This is a genomic window from Alcaligenes sp. HNGD-HTN06 (assembly GCF_049932565.1).
GTDB classification, from domain to species: domain Bacteria; phylum Pseudomonadota; class Gammaproteobacteria; order Burkholderiales; family Burkholderiaceae_B; genus Alcaligenes; species Alcaligenes ammonioxydans.
The window spans coordinates 3,096,827-3,117,208 of sequence record NZ_CP187782.1 but is presented as its reverse complement, the minus strand read 5'-3'; the positions used below and the strand labels follow the sequence as shown (position 1 = coordinate 3,117,208).

Here is a 20,382-nt window from a genome sequence, read left to right as displayed (position 1 = left end):
GCTCAGGCCCGCTTTTTTGCATCCGGCGTACTAGTTCTTGAAGGAGGCAAAGACCTCACGGGCGGCTTGCACCGTCGCGTCGGTAATATCGGCGGTATGCTGCACCGACACAAAACCGGCTTCAAAGGCTGAGGGGGCAAAGTACACCCCCTTGTCCAGCATGGCGTGGAAGAACTGCTTGAAGCGTTCGATGTCGCCAGCCGAGACCTCGGCCAGGGACGTAGGAACGTTTTCGCTGAAGTAGATGCCGAACAGGCCGCCCTGATGGTCTGCCGTAAAAGGAACGCCTGCTTCTTGTGCTGCGGTCTTCAGGCCCTGGATCAGGTTGGCTGTGTTGGCTGTGAGGGTGTCATAGAAACCGGGTTGAGCCAGTTTCTTCAAGGTTGCCAGCCCCGCAGCGACAGCAACAGGGTTACCGGATAGGGTGCCTGCCTGGTAAACGCCACCGACGGGAGCCACGCATTGCATGATGTCGCGGCGACCACCAAAAGCGCCTACGGGCATGCCACCACCAATCACTTTAGCCAGTGTGGTCAGGTCAGGACGAATGCCGGTCAGGCCTTGTACGCCTTGCGGGCCCACGCGAAAGCCTGTCATGACCTCGTCAAAAATCAGCACGGCGCCATACTCGGTACATAGCTCGCGCAAGCCTTCCAGGAAACCGGGGGCTGGGCGGACCAGGTTCATATTGCCGGCAAAGGGCTCAACGATAACGCAGGCGATTTCGCTGCCTTTCTGTTTGAAGGCATCGCGCACGGCGTCCAGATCGTTGTAGTCCAGAACCAGGGTGTGACCGACAAACTCGGCCGGCACGCCGGCGGAGGTGGGGTTGCCAAAGGTCAGCAAGCCGGAGCCGGCTTTGACCAGCAGGCTGTCGGCGTGGCCATGGTAGCAGCCTTCGAATTTGATGATGGTGTTGCGGCCGGTAAAGCCACGGGCCAGACGAATGGCGCTCATGGTGGCCTCGGTGCCCGAGCTGACCAGACGAACCTGCTCGATGGATGGCAGCATCTTGGTCAGCGTTTCGGCCAGAACCACTTCGCCTTCGGTGGGCGCCCCATAGGACAGGCCGTGTACGGCAGCGTCCTGTACCGCTTTGATCACGTCCGGATCGGAGTGGCCCAGAATGGCCGGGCCCCAGGAACCCACGTAGTCCGTGTATCGCTGGCCGTCTGCATCCCAGATGTAAGGGCCTTGGGCGCGTTCGATAAAACAAGGTGTGCCACCCACAGAACCGAAGGCGCGGACGGGCGAGTTGACGCCGCCGGGGATGACTTTGCAGGCACGTTCAAAAAGTTCGGAATTACGGGACATGAGGCAAAAATCCAGAGATAAAAGGTCGGGGCCAGGCAAAAGATCAGCGCATAAAGCGCGAGGGGGCCTGGGCGTGAAAGTAGTCGGTAAAGCGTTGCGCCGTGGCGCGTATATCGCTGGTCTCAAACAGGCTGCTGATAACGGCAACGCTATCGACGCCTGCTTGCAGCAGTTCGGGCATTTTCTCGGGTGTGATGCCGCCGATGGCCACAATGGCGGCACGCCGTCCCTCGTGTTCTTGTTCTTGGCAAAGCTGTCGTGCTTGTCGCAAGGTATCCAGTTCTGCCGGGGGCGCTTCGGGTTTGACGCTGGACGGATACATGGCACCAAAGGCGATGTAGTCTGCATCGTCAGCCAGAGCCTGGCGCGCCAGGTCCAGACTGTTGTAGCACGAGCGTCCCAGCAGGGCTTGCGGTCCCAGAGCCTGGCGTGCCTGCCTCAGGTCGCCATCGCTTTTGCCCAGGTGCGCGCCTTGCACATCAAACTCTTGCGCCCAACTCCAGTGATCGTTGACCAAGAGCGGCAGATCCAAAGACAGGCACAGCTTGACCAACTCTTTGAGTTGTTGCTGGCGGATGGGTTCCGGGCCGTTTTTGCGGCGAAACTGCAAGACCTGCAAACCACCCTCGTGAGCGGCGCGCACTGCGTTCAGCAGGCGGGCTGTGTCGTCCCATTCGGGAGTAATGCCGTAAAGACCGGCAGGAAAGCGCAGGGAGGTGGCGTCAGTCATTTTGGGGAGCAACAGGGTTGAACAGGCGGTGGCCCATACCGGGCTGAAAAGTGTCACCGGCACGTTCCTGCAGGTGCAACAAGGCTGATTCTACCGCGTTATCCAGCTCATGACCCTGGGCCAGAAAGCTCAGGCAGGCTGTAGCCAGCAAACTGTCGATATCCTGCTGACGCACGCCACCATCGAGCGGCATGCTGTAATCCAGACGGCCATGATGACCCTGGAAACGGGTGTGCCATTGCCCGGCTGTGCCCGGTACGCCCGTCACCAGCACGGCATTGGCCCCATTGTTCAGCAAGGTTTCCACGGCGTCGGGCGTGTCGCCCAACAGCTCGTCGGCCTGCCAGCGCTCCAGGCTGGGGTGGTCGATCAACAATAAGGAGCTCAGTGGTAAAAGCAGGCGTAAACTGGCGTCCAGGGCGTCGTCCGCGTCCAGCTCGTCCAGGCCAGTGGGCATGGCGCTCAGGTGCAGGACCAAAGGCAGCTCCGGGTAGTCGGAACACAGCTCGGCAACCATGCTGGCGATTTCAGGACTGTAAACGGGGCCGCACTTGATGGCCTGAATGTTCATGTCTTCCAGCAGGCAACGTGCCTGGTCATCGGCGATGTCCTCGGCCAGCGTCTGGATGTTTTCCTGCTGCGCGCTGTCGCGTACCAGCAAGGCGGTGGGCACACTGACGATATGGCAGCCCAGACGGGCACCAGTGAGGGCATCTGCCGGCAGATGAGCGCCGCCACTGGGATCATAAGGGGCCAGCACGAGCGCCAGGGCAGGACTTGAATTTTTGATTTCAGCAGCCATCTTATCTTGGATACACCGGCAGGGCCGACAAGGCTCTGGATGTCACGGGTTGAGTAATTTAGTAATATGAACCCCATTTTAATGGATTGCCCCGATTTGCACGCGGATCGGACTATGTTTACAAATACAGTAGGAATACTATGCGTACGTGGATGTGCCTGATTTGCGGCTGGATTTATGATGAAGAAACGGGTTTGCCTGAAGAAGGCATTGCACCGGGCACACGTTGGGAAGATGTCCCTCCAAACTGGGTCTGTCCCGAATGCGGCGCTCGTAAGGAAGACTTCGAAATGATCCAGGTGTGATCATTTCAGGTTCCAAGGTGGTTTGTTTTGACGGGAGGTGTGTATGAGTGCCACTAGCCAGTCCCCGCTAATCCAAGAAAGCGCTAATCTTACGCACCACCTGTTACTTGCCATGCCCGGTGTGGTATCGGGCAGCTTGGCCGACACGGTGATTTATGTCTGTGAACATAATGAACAAGGTGCTTTGGGCCTGGTCATCAATCGACCAACAGATCTGAGTCTGGTTGAGCTGTTGTCGCGCATCGAGGTTGATGTGGATAAACGCGCCGATCTGGCCGGAACCTCGGTGTACTTCGGTGGGCCGGTACAGACGGATCGCGGCTTTGTGCTGCATGACTCGGATAAAACCTATACCTCCAGCCTGGGGGTGGGCGATCTGACCCTGACCACATCCCGCGATGTCTTGCAGGATGTGGCACAGGGAAAGGGACCGGTCCACATGCTGGTGACCCTGGGTTATGCCGGATGGGGCGCCGGTCAGCTGGAAAGCGAGATGGCCGATAATGCCTGGCTGAGCATCAAGGCGACTCATGAAATCTTGTTTTCCACGCCTGTTGGGGAGCGGTATGATCGCGCCCTGGCCCTGTTGGGAATCAGTCCTTTTACTCTGACAGGTGCGGCAGGCCATGCCTGAACACGACACACCATCAACGGCCAGCTCGGCACAGACCTTGCTGGCTTTTGACTATGGCCTGAAAAAAATTGGCGTTGCATTGGGCAATACCTTGACGCGTCAGGCCCGGCCTTATACGATTTTGCGGCCCGTTACACGGGAGCAGCGCTTTGCGGCTATTGAGGCTTTACTCAAGGAATGGCAGCCCGATCGGGTTGTGGTCGGCTTGCCTTTGACCCTGGACGGTGGCGAACAGTATGCTTCGCTGCGGTGTCGACGTTTTGCCAACCAGTTGCACGGTCGTTATGGCGTTGCGGTAGACCTGGTCGATGAGCGGGGCTCCAGCATGGAGGCTCAAGAATTGCTGGGCAATAATGACGATGATGATGCCATGGCAGCGTGCGTGATCCTGCAGCGATATCTGGATAGCCTGCCTGCGGCTTGAGCTCTCTACAAGGTTGCAGCCTTTTGATTAGTTTATTTCGTTTTAGTTGGCGTGCTGTCGCTCTGATCGTGTGGATTGTGGTCGGCCTGTTCAGTGTTGGCCTGCTTTTTCCCGTCTTGCGCTCCGGCGGACGCCGTCTGATGGTGCTACGCATGTCCCGCCTGTTGATGACTATTTGCGGTGTGCGCGTCATCCTGCATGGTCAGGCGGTTCAGGATCGCTCCGTGCTTTATGTGTCCAACCATATTTCATGGTTGGACATTTTTGTGCTCAACAGCGTGCGCTGCACTTCCTTCATTGCAAAAAGTGATATCCGTCGCTGGCCCGTGATCGGTTGGCTGGTTGCTGGCGCGGGAACGGTGTTCATTGAACGTGGCCAACGTCGGGCCATTCAGATTGTTAGCCAGCAAATGGCGGTTTGTTTCGAACGGGGCGACGCGGTAGGTCTGTTTCCCGAAGGCACCACCTCCACGGGGTGGGAGGTGCGACCGTTTCATGCCAGCTTGTTTGAGACAGCGATCAGCCTGAATGTGGATATTCAGCCTGTGGCGCTGGTGTTTGAGCATCAGGGACGGCGCAGTGAGCGTTTTGCCTTTGTGGGCGAGCAGTCCCTGGTAGGCAACATCTGGGTCCTGCTCAGTGCTCGCCATGTGTCTGTGCACTGCCACTTTCTGGATGTGATGCCCGCGCTCTCCTGCACGCAATGGGGGCGCTCACAAACGGCCCATCAGGCCCGCGAGCGGATACGCGCAGTGGTTTGTCACGAGTCGGCTGCTGACACCGGCCCAGCGCGTTAACCGGGTTTTTTGCTTTCCGGGCAGTGAATCTGAACCAGGTGCCGGTCTTGCAGGCGGACTGCACTGAGTTGTCGGCCCCAGACGCAACCGGTATCCAGGCTGATGAGCGTAGGGGTGTTCAACAAGCCCAGCGTAGACCAATGACCAAAAATGATGGGCACCTGAGCGCAGGCACGTTGCGGTAACTCATACCAGGGCAGCAAGCCTGATTCGGCATCGGGGGCGCCTTTGTGCTTGAAATCCATGTGTCCGGCTGCGTCGCACATGCGCATGCGGGTCAGGGTGCTGACAATGGCGCGTAGCCGGTCGTAGCCTTTGAGCCCTGCTTCCCAGCGATCCGGTTTGTTGCCAAACAGTTCGATGATCGTGTGCTGCCAGTCATCGGCACGCAACAATGTTTCCAGCTCCTGTGCATATTCCAGTGTCTGCTCGGGACTCCAGGCTGGATGAACCCCTGCATGAACCATCAAATGCCCGTGTTCGTAATGGGCCAGGGGCTGATGGCGCAACCAGTCCAGTAGCTCCTGGGCGTCGGGCGCAGCCAGCAAGTCCTGCAGCGTATCTTGCTTGCTGGATTTACGTACCCCGGCGGCAACCGCCAGGCAGTGAATGTCATGGTTACCCAGCACGCAAACAGCGCGCTCCCCCAGGGAGCGAATCAGGCGCAGAGCACCCAGAGAGTCGGGGCCACGGTTGACCAGATCGCCAGCAAACCAGAAAGTGGCCTGGCTGTCAGCGGCCACATCCGGATGGCCGAGCAAGCTGTCCAGGGGGCGGCAGCAGCCCTGAACATCACCAATTGCCCAGATGGCAGGGGAAGTAGCTAAAGACATGGTTTAATGTGTTGCACTGGGTTTGCGACGTCGCCGGTTGTGCCGGTTTTCCATCAGGATAAGAGCGCTCAAGGCCAGCGCCATGGCGATCAGATTCGGTACCAGAGCGGTGACCCAGGGTGCCAGATTGCTGAGCATGGCCACGTTCAAGGCAAGCTGGTTGATCATGAAAAAGCCCACGCCCAGTAAAATGCCGGTAAAGACCTTGGTGCCCACACCGCCATGGCGTGTCTGCATAAAGCCGATGGGTGCGGCAATGGTAATCATGACCAGCAAGGTGAACGGATAGGCAACTTTGCGCCACAGCGCTACAACCTGACGTTTGGTTTGCAGTTTGTTGGCGTCCAGATAACCAATATAGTCCTTCAAATCCAGAATGGACATGCGTTCGGGCGTGACGACGCGCGCGATCAGTCGGTCCGGGGTCAGCGTAGTGGTCAGCGTCAGGGTGGGGCGCTTTTCAATTTTCACCAGCGCTTGCTCAGGGGCTTTGTCCTGGCTCAGGGCGGTGTGTGACTGCTCGCTGACATGCGTTTCTGTGACGTCTTGCAAGTCCAGCTGGTTTTTGTGAAATTGCCCGCTCGGTGCCTGCATCATGGCATTTAAGCGTTGTCCGTCCGAGAAGTCGAACACGCTGACATCACTTACTTTGCCGTCGCCTTGCAGGTTGGCAATGTTGATGATGCGCACTCCACCTTGAGGATTGTTCTCTTTGAACCAATAGCCGCTTTCCAGCCGTCCGCTACCCGAGCGTCCCAGCAAGGCCATGCCTTGCTCGCTGGATTTGATCTCGGCCATGGGCGTGACATACTCGGACAGGACAAAAGCACCGGCCACCAGCGGCAAGGTAATGGTCCAGAGCATCATCATCATATGCAGGCCGCTGACCCCCGAGGCGCGCAGAATCACCAGCTCATTGCGTTGGGCAAGGCTGGCCAGGGCCAGGGTGGCGCCAATGAGCAAGCCAATGGGCAGCAGGTCGTACAAACGAGTCGGCAATTCCAGCGCCTGGATGTAGAACAGATTGGCCAGGGTGAATTTGGAGCCGACTTTGTCCAGTTCTTCGATCAGGGCGAAAAAGGTGAACAGGCCCAGCAGTGCAAGCAGCACCACGGCGCTGGAGCGATAGATTTCGGAAGCAAGATAGCGGCGAGCGGTGCGCATGAAAATAGGGCCCAGGAAAGACGTGGCTAGCTTAACAAAAATGCGGATTGCAGTCAGGGAATAGCGACTTGACGCATGCGTTGACTGATGGTGCGAGTGCGCGACTGCAAATAGGCGCTGTTACGGTTTTTGTCATAATAGGCTGGGTTGGGGAGCATGCCTGCCAGCCGGGCGGCCTGCATGGCGCTAAGGGTGGCGGCATCAGTCTTGAAATAGTGGCGCGCCGCCGCCTGGGCTCCAAATACGCCTTCACCCCACTGAGCCACGTTCAGATACAGCTCCAGAATACGCTCCTTGCTCATGACGGTTTCAATCATATAGGTCAGAATCAGTTCCTGTCCTTTGCGCAAATAACTGCGCGACTCTGACAGAAACAGATTTTTGGCCAATTGCTGGGAGATGGTTGAGCCCCCGCGCCGACGGGTCGAGCCTTTTTCCGATTGGCGTCGGTTGTATTCCCACGCTTTACGAATGGCATCCCATTCAACCCCCGAGTGATTCAGGAAGTTCGAGTCTTCGGAGGCGATGACCGCGCGCTTCAGGTTGGCGCTGATCTTGTCGTAAGGCACCCATTGGTAGCGCAGTTTTGCATCGGCATCGGAGCTGCGCAACTGACCTTGCTCTGCCGCCATGAAGGAGGTCATCCGTGGGGGCACCACGCTATACCAGAGCACCATCACAAACAGGGCAATCTGATAGAGCAGAACGGCGGCGGCCAGGGTTAATACGGCCAGGCCGGCCAGTTTCCAGGGATGGACCAGGAGGCGACGCACGTCAGATTTGTCCCAGGTCCTGGCGCAAGGCGGCCAGCACGGGTTCGACATCGGCTTGCAAGCCATGCCAGATCTGAAAGCTGGCGGCAGCTTGGCCCACCAGCATGCCCAGACCATCTCTGCTCTGTGTGGCGCCTGCCTGCTGGGCGGCCCGCATAAAGGCGGTGGGCTCGCTGGCATAAAACATATCGTAGGCCAGCGAGTGGCTGCGGTAGCGGGCATCGGGCAGGTCGGGCAGATTCTGATTGAGACTGGCCGAGGTGGCATTGATGACGATATCCCAGTCACCGCAGTGGTCGTCCAGCCCGCCTGCACTCAGGCGGCGCGAGGCATCCGGGTCCAGAGCCACTACCTGCTCGCGGATTTCATAGGCTTTGGCACTGGTGCGATTGATGATGTGCAGCAGCTCGCAGCCGGCCTCCAGCAAGGGAAACACGACCCCACGTGAGGCGCCGCCCGCACCGATCAGCAAGATGCGCTTGCCCTCCGGGTTGTGGCCAACACGCAGAAGATCCGAACACAAACCCACGCCGTCGGTATTGCATCCATGCAGTTGCCCGTCCTCCAGCCATAGCGTATTGACGGCCCCTGCCATGCGGGCCCGGCGGCTCAGGCGTGGGCCCACCAGTTCGTAGGCTTGTTCCTTGAACGGCAAAGTCACGTTCAGGCCACTGCCCGTTTTGAAGAACTGCTCTACGGTGGAGGCGAAACCATCGAGGGGGGCCAAAATCCGCTCATAGCTCAGGGCCAGATTGAACTGGCTGGCAAATTGGGCATGGATTTGTGGGGAGCGGCTGTGCTCGATGGGGTGACCAATAACGCCGTAGCGCTGGACAGAAGTCGTGTCGGGCATGGTTAAGCGATGCTTGTCGTGTTGTCAGGTGTCAGCACCAAGGCTGAAACCACGTATTTTACCCCAGGGTCTGGCTTCGCTTCTGTTTGCCATGGGCAATACAGCCTTACTGCCCATCCCCACCCTGCATATTGAGTCCGTCACGGGTGAAGTGCCAACTGCGGGTAATCACAAGCACATCTGCGTTCGGGGCCAGTTGTTCGGGCAAGGGCGCAAAGGGGGCAGCCAGCTCCACAATACGTCGGGCCGCCAGATTCAGGGCGGGCTGATCGGAAGGCTGAGTAATCTGAGCGCGCAGCAGGCTGCCATCTCGCCGTATATACACGGTCATTTGGAGCTGGCCGTAGAGCTGTATTCCGTCTTGCCGCGGGTAGTGGCGTGTGCCGGTTTGTTCGATCTTCTCTCGCCACTGGTCCAGGTAGCGCGCTTGTTCACTGGCTTTGGCACTGGGCCCGACATAGTGATAACGCGGCTGGCGCTGCTGCTCCCGAATCTGCTCGCGCAGTATGGCCAGCTGAGTGTTGTGACGTTGCGGCTCCAGATCCTGATCATCTGGACCGGGCTCCAGTGATGCGCCGATATACTCCGTACGAGGTGTCGAGGGGGGAGCCTTATCGCGGCTCTCCAGTTCGCCCAGCAGACGTTGCTGCTCGGCTTCCAGACTTTGCTGACGGGCCCGCAAGGCTTCAAGGACCAGTCGATTGGGCAGATTGGGGTCGCTCAGCGGCAAAGGATTGCTGGCCTGACCTTGCAGGTGATCCCCGCCGCCATCCAGATTGAGCTGCGCCAGCAACTGGGGACTCAAAGGCACGGAGTCGGTGCTGAAATTGACCAGAGCCACGTCCAGACGGGAGTCGGCAGCCGGGGCGGGTGGCCGGGCAGGCCAGAAAATCAGCACGAGATGAATGAGGGCGGAAAGAGCGATCGCCAGCCACAAATAATCTTTGGGCAGGTTGAGGCGCTCAAGCTTGCTCATGGCTGTCAGTCGGCCGTCGCGACCGAGCGCAAACGGGCCTCTACGGTCAAGGCCAGTTCGTCAAACGACAGCAGATCCAGGGTCACCTCCTGACCTCGCTCCAGCGCCGGCAGGCCAGGAACGTGTAGAACCAGAGGGGCGTTAGTCAAGCGCACCAGATCCTCCTTGATGAAGCTGGCCTGAACTTGCTTGATGTCGTTTTGCTGCAACCAGCGCAGGCACCAGAAACGCTCCAGAGAGGACTGGTAATCCGCCCACTGGGTGTATTGCGATTCAAAGGCGCCAATAATGGCATACAGGTCTGCATCCTTGGGCTGGAAAGGGGCTGCCAGACGTGCCGAGATGCCATGCTGGGCGGCCGCCAGGATTTGTCCTTGATTAATCAGGTCCACATAGCGGCGCAGCGGCGAGGTGGACCAGATGTATTGCGGTACACCAATGGACTCGTGCGGGCCGGGCGTGGTGGACATGCGCGTGCGCATGAATTGCTGGGAACGATAGATACCGGGCACATTATGTTCGGCCAGCAGGCCACCCCAGAGCTGATTGGCCAGGATCATGTATTCGGCCACCAGCAGGCTGAGCGGAGCATTGCGCACACGCGGCACCAGCCGGATGATGGAATTCGGGTCATCGTGCGGGCCTTCCAGTTCAAAGCTGTATTCCACCCGGTTGTTGTTTTCCGGTTTGCCCCGTACTGCCTCGCGCTGGGCCGACAGTTGGCGGGAGAAATTCCACAGCGGACGCAGCCACTGCGCATAAGGCAGCTCGGCGTTTTCGTCGGCCAGGGCCGCTTCGCTGATCAGCGGGTCCAGTTCATGCTGGCGCAGGTTGCCCGCCACGGTGATGCGTTCCAGGCGGGTTTGGTGGGACAGGATTTCACCTGTGCTGATGTCGGCATCCACATACAGGGACAAGGCAGGGCGTGTTTGACCCTGGTCCAGTGAGAAATGCGCGATCAGCTCAGGCGGCAGCATGGGAATCTTGTAGCCTGGCGTGTAAACCGTTGCCATGCGATTGCGGGCGATCTGGTCGATTTCATTGCCACGGCTCATCGCCAAAGACGGTACGGCAATGTGGACACCCACCCGCAGTCGGCCCGGCTCGGGATGCTGGACCGACAAGGCGTCGTCAATCTCAATCGTATTGGCATCGTCCACGGAGTACGCAATGACATCCGCTTCGGGCAGGTCCTGGCCCCAGTTTTGCAGGCAGATTGCCGGAAAGCCGGTGCCTTTGGGAAAATGAGCGGTTAAAAAGCGATGCTGATGCAAGGTCAGGGGGTTGGACCAGGCGCCCAGCGAGAGCAGCAGTTTCTCGGTGCTGACACCCAGTTCCTTCTGGGCTTGATCGAAGGCTTTCCACTCCAGCGTGTTTTTGTCCGGCTGGGTCAGGAAGGTCCCCGCTTTGGCTGCCACTTCGGTTGGCAACTCGCCCTTGATCATCTGCTCGGCCCAGGTTTGAATCTGTTCTTGCTGCAGACGCTTCTTTTCAATGGCGGCCAAAGCGGCTTGCAGGATTTCCGGGGGAGCGGGGCGATACAGTCCCTTGCCCCGACGATGGAAGTAGGCCGGTGCGCTGTGCAGAGCAAAAATGGTGCCGGTTTTTTCGATGGCGCTGGGAGGGTGGCCAAAATACTCCTGGGCCAGTTCGGCCGCCTCAAATTCGTCCTGCGGTGCGCATTCCCACAAGAAATTGATATCCAGCGAGTCGGCCAGGGCCTGGGCTTTTTCCAGAAGCTCTGCAGGGGCTGGCTGATCGAATGTAAACAGAACGCTGTTTTTCTTGATTTTGCTGCGCTTGCCAGACGCGGATTCCACCTGCATGGTGGTATCGCTGTCAGAAAATATTTTTTCTGCTTTGAAATTACCGCTGTCTTCAAAAAGGACGTACATGATTTTCCATCTGGATGGTGCTGGCCATCCGGTAAATAGATTTAAGGTTGTTGCAGGGCAAAGCGCAAAATATCGTCGATCCAGGGGTCGAAGTCGGTCAGACCGTGATCGCCGCCTTCCAGAATCTGCCCCTGACTGCCTTTGTACCAATCCGCCATTTCGCGCCAGTTAAGAACTTCATCGCCTTTGGCGGCCAGCAGATAAAAACGCTGGGGATCGCTTGGGCGTGGGACATGAATGTCGTTGAGCTCATCGACATAGTCGGGCAGGAAATGAAAAGGGTCGGGCGAGTGATAACAGACATGTTCGCCCACCTGGGTGGCCAGATCCCGTCCTGCGTAGACCACCGGGTTGAGCAGTACCGCGCGGCTGTGATAGTGCTGCGCCAGGTGACTGGCATAGTAACCGCCTAGCGAGGAGCCGATCACACATAATTGATCCGTGCTCATGCCTGCCTGCAGTTCGGTATCCACAATGCGTTTACACATGGCAATGGCCTGGGCCGGGCTGGCGGGCAATTGCGGGCAGCGCCACAGGTGCAGCATGTCTCTGTCCTGCAAGGCTTGTTTCAGGCGCTGCGCTTTATAGGACGAAGGCGAGGAACGAAAGCCGTGAAGATAGAGAATCATGGGAGCACCTGCTATATAGATAAGAGGGTCAGCGTGACAGTTGATCCAGCAGGCGCTGATGAATGCCGCCAAAGCTGCCGTTACTCATCACAACAATGGCATCGCCGGGCTGGCTGGCTTGAACAATAGCCTGAACCATTTTATCCAAATCATTCCACGCTGTGGCACGATCCCCTAAAGGGGCCAGGACCTTGGCCGCATCCCAGCCCAGCGCGTGCTTGCCTTGGGTCTCGCCGTAGCAAAATACCAGATCTGCCTCTTCCAGCGAGCCTGGCAGGCGGGCCGCCATGGCGCCCAGCTTCATGGTGTTGGAGCGCGGTTCGAGCACCGCCAGAATCCGGCTTGATTGACCGGTTTGACTGCGCAGGCCGGCGAGGGTGGTGGCAATGGCTGTGGGGTGGTGAGCAAAATCGTCGTAGACCGTAATGTCTTTGACGACACCCCGTACTTCCATGCGACGCTTGATACCGGCAAATTGGGTCAATGCCTGACAAGCCCGCTCAGGCTGTACGCCTACATGGTGGGCGGCAGCAATAGCGGCCAGAGCGTTCAGACGATTGTGCTCGCCTGTCAAGGTCCAGTGGACGATGCCCTGGGGCTGGCCCTTGAAACTTACTTCAAAGGAAGTGGGACTCAGCGCTTTGCTGTCCCAGTCTCCTTCAGGGCCGAACTGCTCGACCGGCGTCCAGCAACCACGTGCCAGGGTTTCATCCAGGCTGGGGGTGTGGGTGGGACGGACAATCAACCCAGTGGAAGGAATGGTGCGCACCAGGTGGTGAAACTGGGTCTGGATGGCATGCAGATCCGGGAAGATATCGGCATGGTCGTATTCCAGATTGTTCAGAACGGCTGTGCGGGGGCGATAGTGAACAAACTTGGAGCGTTTGTCGAAAAATGCGGTGTCGTACTCGTCGGCCTCGATCACAAACAAGGATTGTCCAGGATTGAAGCGCGCCGAGACGCCCAGACCAGGGGCCACGCCACCGATCAGGAAATTAGGCGACAGATCGGCCTGCTCCAGAATCCAAGCCAGCATGGAGCTGGTGGAAGTCTTGCCGTGTGTGCCTGCCACGGCCAATACGTGCTGCTGGTGCAGGATGTTCTCGCCCAGCCATTGCGGACCGGACGTGTAAGGCAGGCCCTGATCCAAAATGGCCTCCATCAGGGGATTGCCGCGGGTGACCACATTACCCACTATATAGAGATCAGGACACAGTTCGGTTTGCTCTGCGCCAAAGCCCTCGATCAGTGCAATGCCTTGCTCTTCCAGTTGGGTGCTCATGGGCGGGTAAACCCCGGCGTCGCAACCTGTGACCGTATGGCCAGCCGAACGGGCAATCAGGGCCAGACCACCCATGAATGTGCCGCAAATTCCTAGTATGTGTATATGCATGACAATCCTCCGGCCTGTATTCTAGACGACTGTTTGATCTGATGCGTGAGCTTTGGTGAGGGCCGGTGCTATCATCCCTGAATGATATTTTTTCAGGTGTAAGCCGGTATGCGTAGGCGTCTTTTTCTGCGGCAGTCGCTGGTGTGTGCAAGCCTTTTGGCCCTGCATCCTGCCCCATGGGCCAGTTTGCTGCCTTCCGACCCGTTTCTGGCGCAAAGCTTCAAAGATCTTCAGGGCGAGGATCGTGCGCTGTCCGCCTACAGCGGCAAGCCGCTGGTCGTGAATTTCTGGGCAACCTGGTGCGCGCCCTGCGTCAAGGAAATGCCTGACCTGCAAGCCCTGCACGAACGCTATCCCGACGTGCACTTTGTCGGCATCGCGGTGGACTCGCTCGATAACGTCACGGAGTTTCTGGAACGCGTTCCGGTCAGCTACGATATTTTGCTGGCGGGTTCGGCGGGTCTGAAACAGATGCGCAGCGTGGGCAATAAAAAGGGCGGCCTGCCCTTTACGGTCGTGTTTGGCAGCAATGGTCGGATCAGCGAACGGATTTTGGGTCAGATAGATCCCGAAAAGTTGGACGAAGTTATTAAGGCTCAACGCTAACTGGCCGACTTTTTCGCTTAATTTCGTTAAATTTCCGCTCTGTGGGCAGCCTGCCCCAAACGGGATGGAACCAATCCTAACTGTTTGTAAGCCAAGCAGGTTTATGGACAAATGACGTTATTTAGCGTAAAAAGGCGGTCTGTCTTGACGAAAAATCCGCTATGGCGAAACATGTCCTGGTCCTTAACGGGCCCAACCTCAACCTGCTGGGAACACGAGAACCCGATGTCTACGGACACCAGACTCTCGAAGATATCAACAGTGGTTTACGGGTGCTGGCCGATCAGCATGGCGCGCAGTGTCATTTTTTTCAAAGTAACCACGAAGGCGGGCTCGTTGATCGAATTCATCAAGCTCGTGACCAGGGTGTCGATTTCATCCTGATCAATGCTGGGGCCTATACCCATACCAGCGTGGCGATACGGGATGCGCTAGCCGGTGTCGGTATTCCGTTTATTGAAGTTCATCTGTCCAATGTTCACCGTCGTGAGCCGTTCCGCCACCACTCCTATCTTTCTGACACCGCTTGCGGTGTCATTGTGGGTTTAGGGGCGTACGGCTATGAGGCCGCTTTGCGGTTCGCTTTGAATAGTTAGGCGGTTCGTTTCGTTTTTTTGACCAATATTTTTTTAATGCCGTCCTGTCCCAGTCAGTGGCTAGTGCGGCGTTGCGGGAAGTACGCATGGATCTTAGAAAACTCAAAACCCTGATCGATCTGGTCGCCGAGTCTGGCATTGCTGAGCTGGAAATCACCGAAGGTGATGACAAGGTTCGCATTGTTAAATTTTCGCAAAGCTCGGCCGCTCCCGTGGTGTACGCCCCTGAGGCTCCTGTAGCCCAGGTGGTGGCGCCCGCCGGTGCTCCTGCCGCCCCGGCTGCTCCCGCAGCTCCCGAAGGCCACGCCGTCAAGGCTCCGATGGTCGGTACCTTCTATCGTGCCCCCAGCCCGGGCGCCGCTCCGTTTGTGGAAGTGGGCCAGACCGTCAAGGAAGGCGAGCCCCTGTGCATTATCGAGGCCATGAAGCTGCTCAACGAGATCGAAGCCGACAAGTCCGGCGTGATCAAGGAAATCCTGGTTGAAAACGGCGGGCCGGTGGAATACGGTCAGACCTTGTTCATCATCGGTTGATGATATGTTTGAAAAAATCCTAATCGCCAATCGGGGCGAAATTGCCTTGCGTATCCAGCGCGCCTGCCGCGAGATGGGTATCAAGACAGTCGTCGTTTATTCTGAAGCAGATCGTGGTGCCAAATACGTGCGTCTGGCTGACGAGGCCGTATGCATTGGCCCAGCCCAGGCCCGTGACAGCTACCTGAGCATGCCTGCCATCATCTCGGCGGCGGAAGTCACCGATGCGGAAGCCATTCACCCTGGCTACGGCTTTATGGCTGAGAATGCGGACTTCGCTGATCGTGTCGAAAAGAGCGGTTTTGTCTTTATCGGCCCTCGTCCCGAGAACATTCGCACAATGGGCGATAAGGTCATGGCCAAGAAAGCCATGATCGAGGCCGGTGTGCCCGTGGTTCCCGGCTCGGACGGTGCCTTGCCTGACGATCCGGCAGAAATCGTGCGTATTGCTCGCGAAGTGGGTTATCCCGTCATCATCAAGGCCTCGGGCGGTGGTGGTGGTCGCGGCATGCGCGTGGTCTACACCGAAGCGGCCCTGTTGACAGCTGTTGCTACGACGAAAACTGAAGCAGCGGCGGCGTTCAACAATCCCGAGGTCTACATGGAAAAGTACCTCGAGAATCCACGCCACATCGAAATTCAGGTGTTGGCCGATGGCGACCGCAACGCCATCTGGCTGGGTGAGCGCGATTGCTCCATGCAGCGCCGTCACCAGAAAGTGATTGAAGAGGCGCCCGCACCGGGCATTCCGCGTCGCCTGATCGAACGTATCGGTGAGCGCTGTGCCGACGCTTGTCGCCGTATGCGTTATCGTGGCGCGGGCACGTTTGAATTCCTGTATGAAAACGGTGAGTTCTTCTTTATCGAGATGAACACCCGGATTCAGGTCGAGCACACCATCACGGAAATGATTACCGGTATTGATCTGGTGCAAGAGCAGATCAAGGTGGCTGCAGGCGAGAAATTTGTATTGCGCCAGCGTGACATCGAATTCGTGGGTCACTCGATCGAGTGCCGTATCAATGCAGAAGACCCGTTCAATTTCGTCCCAAGCCCTGGTTTGATTACCAAGTGGCACACGCCCGGTGGCCCTGGCGTGCGTATCGACTCGCACGTCTTTACCGGTTACACCGTGCCTCCCTATTACGACTCCATGATTGCCAAGCTGATTACCTATGGCAAGACACGTGAGCAGGCCATCGCCCGTATGGACATTGCCTTGTCCGAAATGGTGGTGGAAGGGATCAAGACGAACGTGGAACTGCACCGGGAATTGATGCAGGACGCCAACTTCAAGGCAGGTGGCACCAGTATTCATTACCTGGAACAAAAGCTGTCCCAACGTAGCAAATAAGGGCAGCAACGGGTCGGGCCGATGGCCTGACCTGACAAGAATGATGATTATGTAAAACAGGGGCAAGCCCCCTGTTTTGCTTTATGGAAACTATGTATGCGTGAACTCTTACTGAGCTGCCAGGAACACGAAGCTGAACGTTTGTCCGATGCCCTGCTGGAAGCGGGCGCCTTGTCGGTGTCGGTGGAAGATGCTGACGGTGATACCGATCAGGAAAAGCCCTTGTTTGGTGAGCCGGGTATTGAGCCGGATGTGTTGGCCTGGGATCGCAATTGGGTGGTGGCGTTGCTGCCCGAGGAGCTTGAGCCGGAAGAGTTGCTGCAACCGCTGTTTGAGGCGGGTGTGCTTGATCGCGACAAGGCCCAGTGGAGCCTGCGCGAAGTGCCTGACGAGGATTGGGTGCGTTTGACCCAGTCCCAGTTCGGTCCCATTCCCGTGGGCGAGCGTATCCTGATTGTGCCTAGCTGGCACAAGGATGATGAGGATCTGCCTCCTGCTCAGGAAGGTGATGACGGACTGGTGCGGATTGAACTGGACCCCGGTCTGGCCTTTGGCACCGGCAGTCATCCAACCACACATTTGTGTCTGGATTGGCTGGCCCACCATGTGCAGGCAGGTCAGACCGTGTTGGATTATGGTTGTGGCTCCGGCATTTTGGCCATTGCCGCCCGCAAGCTGGGTGCCGGTCATACGATTGGTGTGGATATTGACGAGCAGGCCGTGATTGCCACGCGCTACAATGCGCAAGTCAATCAGGTCGAGGTGGAGGGCTTGCTGCCCGACGCGATGCCCGCCGGGCAAACGGATCTGGTTGTAGCCAATATTTTGGCCAATCCCCTGCGTATGCTGGCACCTATGCTGGCCAACCGCGTCAAACCGGGCGGGCATCTGATTTTGTCCGGTATTTACAATTGGCAGGCTGAGGAAATGATCGATGTCTACTCCTCCTATCTGCCCTTGTCGGTCTGGCAGGAACGGGATGGCTGGGTGTGTTTGGCTGGTCAACGCCCGTTGTAAGACGGCAGAACTTAAGGTGAGTTTATGGAGCTAAAGACTCGCTGCCCCCGTTGCGGGACCTCATTTGCTGCTAGTGTGGAAGTGCTGCAGCGCCGCCGGGGCTATATACGCTGTATTCAATGTGCGCATATCTTCGATGGCTTTGAAGAAGTCATTGATGAGCAAGCCCCTGAGCCTACCTATGTTTCTCCCCCTGTGATGGAACCGATCGAGCCGCGTCTGGCGCCTGAGCCGACGGTGTCTGCCCGGCGCGAACAGGTGCAGGCGGTCGATTTGCAGGCTCCCATCCCGGGACCGCGCTTTGTTGAGCACTCCCGTCACGCCCCACCCCGCGATGAAGGCAGTGCCCATGAGTCTTTGCAGGTCCGTAAATTTCCGGACTCCATTCTCGCGCAGGCGCCCGTTACACCGGCTGACCCTGCCGTGATTCGTGCTCGTGCCAGAGCAGGGCGTACGCCGCGCGATGACGGGGAAGCAGCATTTTTTGTGTCTGCTGATCTGACCCCTGAGCAAGAGCGTGGGCATCATATCGGTCAGGCTTCCTGGACAGGTGCAGAACCCCAATTCAGTGTTGGTGATCGCGCCAGCACGTTGCGAGCTTCATTTCCCTCCCGCCAGGCTGATGGCACGCATGATAGCGACCATGTGCAGCAGGACTGGCTTATTGAGCCTAACCCTGCCTTGCAGCGTGAGACGCGCTATGAAGGTGAGACCAGCCTGGGTCAGCGTGTGAGCGCTCTGTTCTGGACCAGTTTGTGCGTATTGGGTGCGCTGCTGTTTGTCGCGCAGTTGATGTATGTCTACCGTGTGCAGATTGTGAGCCAGGTGCCCCTGTTGCGTCCCGTGTTCGAGCGTGCCTGTGAGACGTTGTCTTGCCAGATTCCCTATGAGCGCCGCCTGGATCAGATCCGGGTGCAGGCTTCGGCTTTGCATAAGGCGCCCAGCCAGCCAGGTCACTCCACCTTGGGCTTTACGCTGCGTAACGACTTTGAGCGTCCCCAGGAGTGGCCCACGCTGGTTCTTGATTTGAAAGATTTTTCCGGAGCTCTGATCGCACGGCGCAATATCACGCCCGACCAGTATCTGGCTCCCGAGCGACGTGAGCCTGCTTTTGCAGCGCGCAGTGAGCTCATGGTGCGCCTGCCTTTGAACACCGGGCAGCTACAAGTTAATGGCTACCAGATTAGCCCTTTTTTTCCATAAGGTAATTTATGACCGAGCGAGTGCTGGTATGTGGTTCGATCGCGTTCGATACGATCGCGGTTTTCGAGGGGTACTTCAAAGATCACATCTTGCCCGACAGCATCAAGACCCTGAGCGTGTCTTTTTTTGTGCCCAGCCTGCGTAAAGAGTGGGGCGGCTGCGCAGGTAATATTTCCTACACCTTGAATATGCTGGGTGGCCAGCCTGTGCCGGTAGGGGCAGTCGGTAGTGATGGCGTGGACTACGTACAGCGTCTCCAGGATCTGGGGATTGACACCAGCATGGTCCGGGTGATGCCAGACATGTTCACCCCTCAGTGCTTCATCACCACCGACCTGGCCGCCAGCCAGATTACTTCTTTTCATCCCGGCGCGATGGTGAGCTCGGCCCAGATTGACCTGTCGGGCCAGGAAGCGGCCTGGGGTATTGTGGCGCCAGATTCCAAAGATGGCATGTTCGCCCATGCGCGCCGTTTGCATGCGCAGGGCACCCCCTTTATCTTCGACCTGGGTCAGGCCATGCCCTTGTTTGCGGGTGAAGACCTGCATGAAATGCTTGAACTGTGTCAAGTTCTTACGGCTAACGAGTATGAGGCCGAAGTGATTGAGCAGCGCACCTCCAAGAGCATGGCCGAGATCGCACAAGGCTTGCAAGCGGCCGTGGTGACGCGTGGCGAGCATGGCAGCACGCTTTATCATCAAGGCCAGACTTATCACATTGCTCCAGTCCCCGTGGAAAATCTGGTTGATCCCACCGGTTGCGGCGACGCGCATCGCGCCGGCCTGTTATATGGACTTACAAAAGGGTGGAGCTGGCAAGAGGCCTGCAGCTTGGGCAACTTGATGGGCAGTATTAAAATTCAAGCTGATGGTCCGCAAAATCATGAATTTAAACGTTCTGATATCTCGGTCATGCTAAAACAGCACTATGGTATCGAACGTAGTCTGTAAGAGAGCACTCAGCCGTTTTCTATGATTCGGCCAGCCACGTTTTTTGGAGTAAACCGTATGTACGTTTCTTTTTTCGATCGACCCAAAGTACGTCTGCTGGTAGTGGCGAGCCTGGCGGCGCCCGTGTTCCTGCTGGCCGGTTGTGCCAATAAATCGGCTTCCAGCTCGGTGTACAGCTACGGTCAGGCTCAGCGCGAACAGATCGTGCGTTTAGGTACGGTGGTGTCGGTACGAGCCGTCACCATTCAGGAAGACCAGAACTCGGGCGTGGGTACGGTTGGGGGGGCCGCCTTGGGTGGCGTGGCAGCCAGCAGTATCGGTGGCGGGCGCGGCAGTATTCTGGCCAGTATCGGTGGCGCTATTTTGGGTGGCCTGGTTGGTAATGCCGTAGAGAACCGTATGGGTAAGACCCAAGGTTTGGAGATTACGGTGCAGCTGGACAACGGTGAGACTCGTGTCGTGGCTCAGGAAGCCGATGTACCGTTGTCCGTCGGCCAGCGTGTACGCATGCTCAGCGGTAATGGTCCTACGCGTGTGGTGCCCATGTAAGTGGTGCCCCGTGGCTTCACGTGATAAAGAACCCGGCTCATGGCCGGGTTTT

Annotated in this window: 23 protein-coding genes; 12 read left to right on the top strand and 11 right to left on the bottom strand. The window is 57.8% G+C overall.

The window, feature by feature from the left end; genetic code table 11:
• Positions 1-30: 30 nt before the first annotated feature.
• The 3 genes from hemL to ACOZ42_RS14250 are packed head-to-tail and all read right to left on the bottom strand — an operon-like array spanning position 31 to position 2,846.
• A complete protein-coding gene (gene hemL / locus ACOZ42_RS14260; RefSeq protein ID WP_059318251.1) occupies positions 31-1,314 on the bottom strand; it encodes a glutamate-1-semialdehyde 2,1-aminomutase in 1,284 nt (427 codons plus the stop codon).
• Positions 1,315-1,357: 43 nt separating this feature from the next.
• Positions 1,358-2,044, bottom strand: coding sequence for a thiamine phosphate synthase (gene thiE, locus ACOZ42_RS14255; RefSeq protein ID WP_003801894.1), 687 nt, complete (start codon positions 2,042-2,044; stop codon positions 1,358-1,360).
• Positions 2,037-2,846 (bottom strand): bifunctional hydroxymethylpyrimidine kinase/phosphomethylpyrimidine kinase, encoded by an 810-nt coding sequence (locus ACOZ42_RS14250; RefSeq protein WP_003801893.1) that lies wholly within the window; start codon positions 2,844-2,846, stop codon positions 2,037-2,039. The genes thiE and ACOZ42_RS14250 overlap by 8 nt, the downstream gene beginning before the upstream one ends.
• A 140-nt stretch (positions 2,847-2,986) precedes the next feature.
• On the opposite strand from ACOZ42_RS14250, the gene ACOZ42_RS14245 reads away from it, so the two are divergent.
• The 4 genes from ACOZ42_RS14245 (at position 2,987) to ACOZ42_RS14230 (ending at position 5,006) form a co-directional block, all read left to right on the top strand.
• Positions 2,987-3,151, top strand: a complete 165-nt coding sequence (locus ACOZ42_RS14245) for a rubredoxin (RefSeq protein WP_003801892.1) — start codon at positions 2,987-2,989, stop codon at positions 3,149-3,151.
• A gap of 112 nt (positions 3,152-3,263) precedes the next feature.
• Positions 3,264-3,785 carry a YqgE/AlgH family protein gene (locus ACOZ42_RS14240; protein WP_003801891.1) on the top strand — a complete coding sequence of 174 codons (522 nt, stop codon included), beginning with the start codon at positions 3,264-3,266 and terminating at the stop codon, positions 3,783-3,785.
• On the top strand, positions 3,778-4,209 hold the full coding sequence (ruvX, locus tag ACOZ42_RS14235) for a Holliday junction resolvase RuvX (protein WP_219235123.1): 432 nt from the start codon (positions 3,778-3,780) through the stop codon (positions 4,207-4,209). Before ACOZ42_RS14240 ends, ruvX begins: the two co-directional genes overlap by 8 nt.
• A gap of 23 nt (positions 4,210-4,232) precedes the next feature.
• Positions 4,233-5,006, top strand: coding sequence for a lysophospholipid acyltransferase family protein (locus ACOZ42_RS14230; RefSeq protein WP_240209269.1), 774 nt, complete (start codon positions 4,233-4,235; stop codon positions 5,004-5,006).
• Here ACOZ42_RS14230 and ACOZ42_RS14225 read toward each other — a convergent pair.
• From ACOZ42_RS14225 to mpl, 8 genes are all read right to left on the bottom strand, one after another.
• A complete protein-coding gene (locus tag ACOZ42_RS14225; protein ID WP_003801888.1) occupies positions 5,003-5,839 on the bottom strand; it encodes a symmetrical bis(5'-nucleosyl)-tetraphosphatase in 837 nt (278 codons plus the stop codon). The genes ACOZ42_RS14230 and ACOZ42_RS14225 overlap by 4 nt on opposite strands.
• Before the next feature lie 3 nt (positions 5,840-5,842).
• On the bottom strand, positions 5,843-7,003 hold the full coding sequence (lptG, locus tag ACOZ42_RS14220; RefSeq protein WP_426345290.1) for an LPS export ABC transporter permease LptG: 1,161 nt from the start codon (positions 7,001-7,003) through the stop codon (positions 5,843-5,845).
• 53 nt (positions 7,004-7,056) lie between these two features.
• On the bottom strand, positions 7,057-7,776 hold the full coding sequence (gene mtgA, locus ACOZ42_RS14215) for a monofunctional biosynthetic peptidoglycan transglycosylase (RefSeq protein WP_059318253.1): 720 nt from the start codon (positions 7,774-7,776) through the stop codon (positions 7,057-7,059).
• Position 7,777: 1 nt separating this feature from the next.
• The gene (gene aroE, locus ACOZ42_RS14210; RefSeq protein WP_003801885.1) at positions 7,778-8,629 is read right to left on the bottom strand and encodes a shikimate dehydrogenase; all 852 of its coding nucleotides are present in this window, start codon (positions 8,627-8,629) and stop codon (positions 7,778-7,780) included.
• A 106-nt stretch (positions 8,630-8,735) separates the two neighbouring features.
• Complete coding sequence (locus tag ACOZ42_RS14205) at positions 8,736-9,605, bottom strand: energy transducer TonB (RefSeq protein ID WP_426345289.1); 870 nt, start codon at positions 9,603-9,605, stop codon at positions 8,736-8,738.
• Positions 9,606-9,610: 5 nt separating this feature from the next.
• The gene (locus ACOZ42_RS14200) at positions 9,611-11,500 is read right to left on the bottom strand and encodes a ribonuclease catalytic domain-containing protein (protein ID WP_219235119.1); all 1,890 of its coding nucleotides are present in this window, start codon (positions 11,498-11,500) and stop codon (positions 9,611-9,613) included.
• A 41-nt stretch (positions 11,501-11,541) separates the two neighbouring features.
• The gene (locus tag ACOZ42_RS14195) at positions 11,542-12,129 is read right to left on the bottom strand and encodes a YqiA/YcfP family alpha/beta fold hydrolase (protein ID WP_003801882.1); all 588 of its coding nucleotides are present in this window, start codon (positions 12,127-12,129) and stop codon (positions 11,542-11,544) included.
• 28 nt (positions 12,130-12,157) lie between these two features.
• The gene (gene mpl / locus ACOZ42_RS14190; RefSeq protein WP_426345288.1) at positions 12,158-13,522 is read right to left on the bottom strand and encodes a UDP-N-acetylmuramate:L-alanyl-gamma-D-glutamyl-meso-diaminopimelate ligase; all 1,365 of its coding nucleotides are present in this window, start codon (positions 13,520-13,522) and stop codon (positions 12,158-12,160) included.
• A gap of 108 nt (positions 13,523-13,630) precedes the next feature.
• On the opposite strand from mpl, the gene ACOZ42_RS14185 reads away from it, so the two are divergent.
• The 8 genes from ACOZ42_RS14185 to ACOZ42_RS14150 all read left to right on the top strand — a co-directional run bounded on the left by ACOZ42_RS14185 (position 13,631) and on the right by ACOZ42_RS14150 (position 20,330).
• The gene (locus ACOZ42_RS14185; RefSeq protein ID WP_003801880.1) at positions 13,631-14,128 is read left to right on the top strand and encodes a TlpA family protein disulfide reductase; all 498 of its coding nucleotides are present in this window, start codon (positions 13,631-13,633) and stop codon (positions 14,126-14,128) included.
• 161 nt (positions 14,129-14,289) lie between these two features.
• On the top strand, positions 14,290-14,724 hold the full coding sequence (gene aroQ, locus ACOZ42_RS14180; protein ID WP_003801879.1) for a type II 3-dehydroquinate dehydratase: 435 nt from the start codon (positions 14,290-14,292) through the stop codon (positions 14,722-14,724).
• A gap of 86 nt (positions 14,725-14,810) precedes the next feature.
• Positions 14,811-15,257, top strand: coding sequence for an acetyl-CoA carboxylase biotin carboxyl carrier protein (accB, locus tag ACOZ42_RS14175; RefSeq protein ID WP_003801878.1), 447 nt, complete (start codon positions 14,811-14,813; stop codon positions 15,255-15,257).
• Positions 15,258-15,261: 4 nt separating this feature from the next.
• Positions 15,262-16,611, top strand: a complete 1,350-nt coding sequence (gene accC / locus ACOZ42_RS14170) for an acetyl-CoA carboxylase biotin carboxylase subunit (protein ID WP_003801877.1) — start codon at positions 15,262-15,264, stop codon at positions 16,609-16,611.
• Positions 16,612-16,707: 96 nt separating this feature from the next.
• Positions 16,708-17,628: a 50S ribosomal protein L11 methyltransferase gene (gene prmA, locus ACOZ42_RS14165; protein ID WP_003801876.1), complete on the top strand. Its 921-nt coding sequence runs from the start codon at positions 16,708-16,710 to the stop codon at positions 17,626-17,628.
• A 24-nt stretch (positions 17,629-17,652) separates the two neighbouring features.
• Positions 17,653-18,831 (top strand): zinc-ribbon and DUF3426 domain-containing protein, encoded by a 1,179-nt coding sequence (locus ACOZ42_RS14160; protein WP_219236125.1) that lies wholly within the window; start codon positions 17,653-17,655, stop codon positions 18,829-18,831.
• A gap of 8 nt (positions 18,832-18,839) precedes the next feature.
• Positions 18,840-19,781 carry a carbohydrate kinase family protein gene (locus tag ACOZ42_RS14155; RefSeq protein WP_426345287.1) on the top strand — a complete coding sequence of 314 codons (942 nt, stop codon included), beginning with the start codon at positions 18,840-18,842 and terminating at the stop codon, positions 19,779-19,781.
• Positions 19,782-19,838: 57 nt separating this feature from the next.
• Entirely contained in the window at positions 19,839-20,330 is a 492-nt protein-coding gene (locus tag ACOZ42_RS14150; RefSeq protein ID WP_003801873.1) for a glycine zipper 2TM domain-containing protein, read from the top strand.
• The last annotated feature ends 52 nt before the right edge of the window (positions 20,331-20,382 follow it).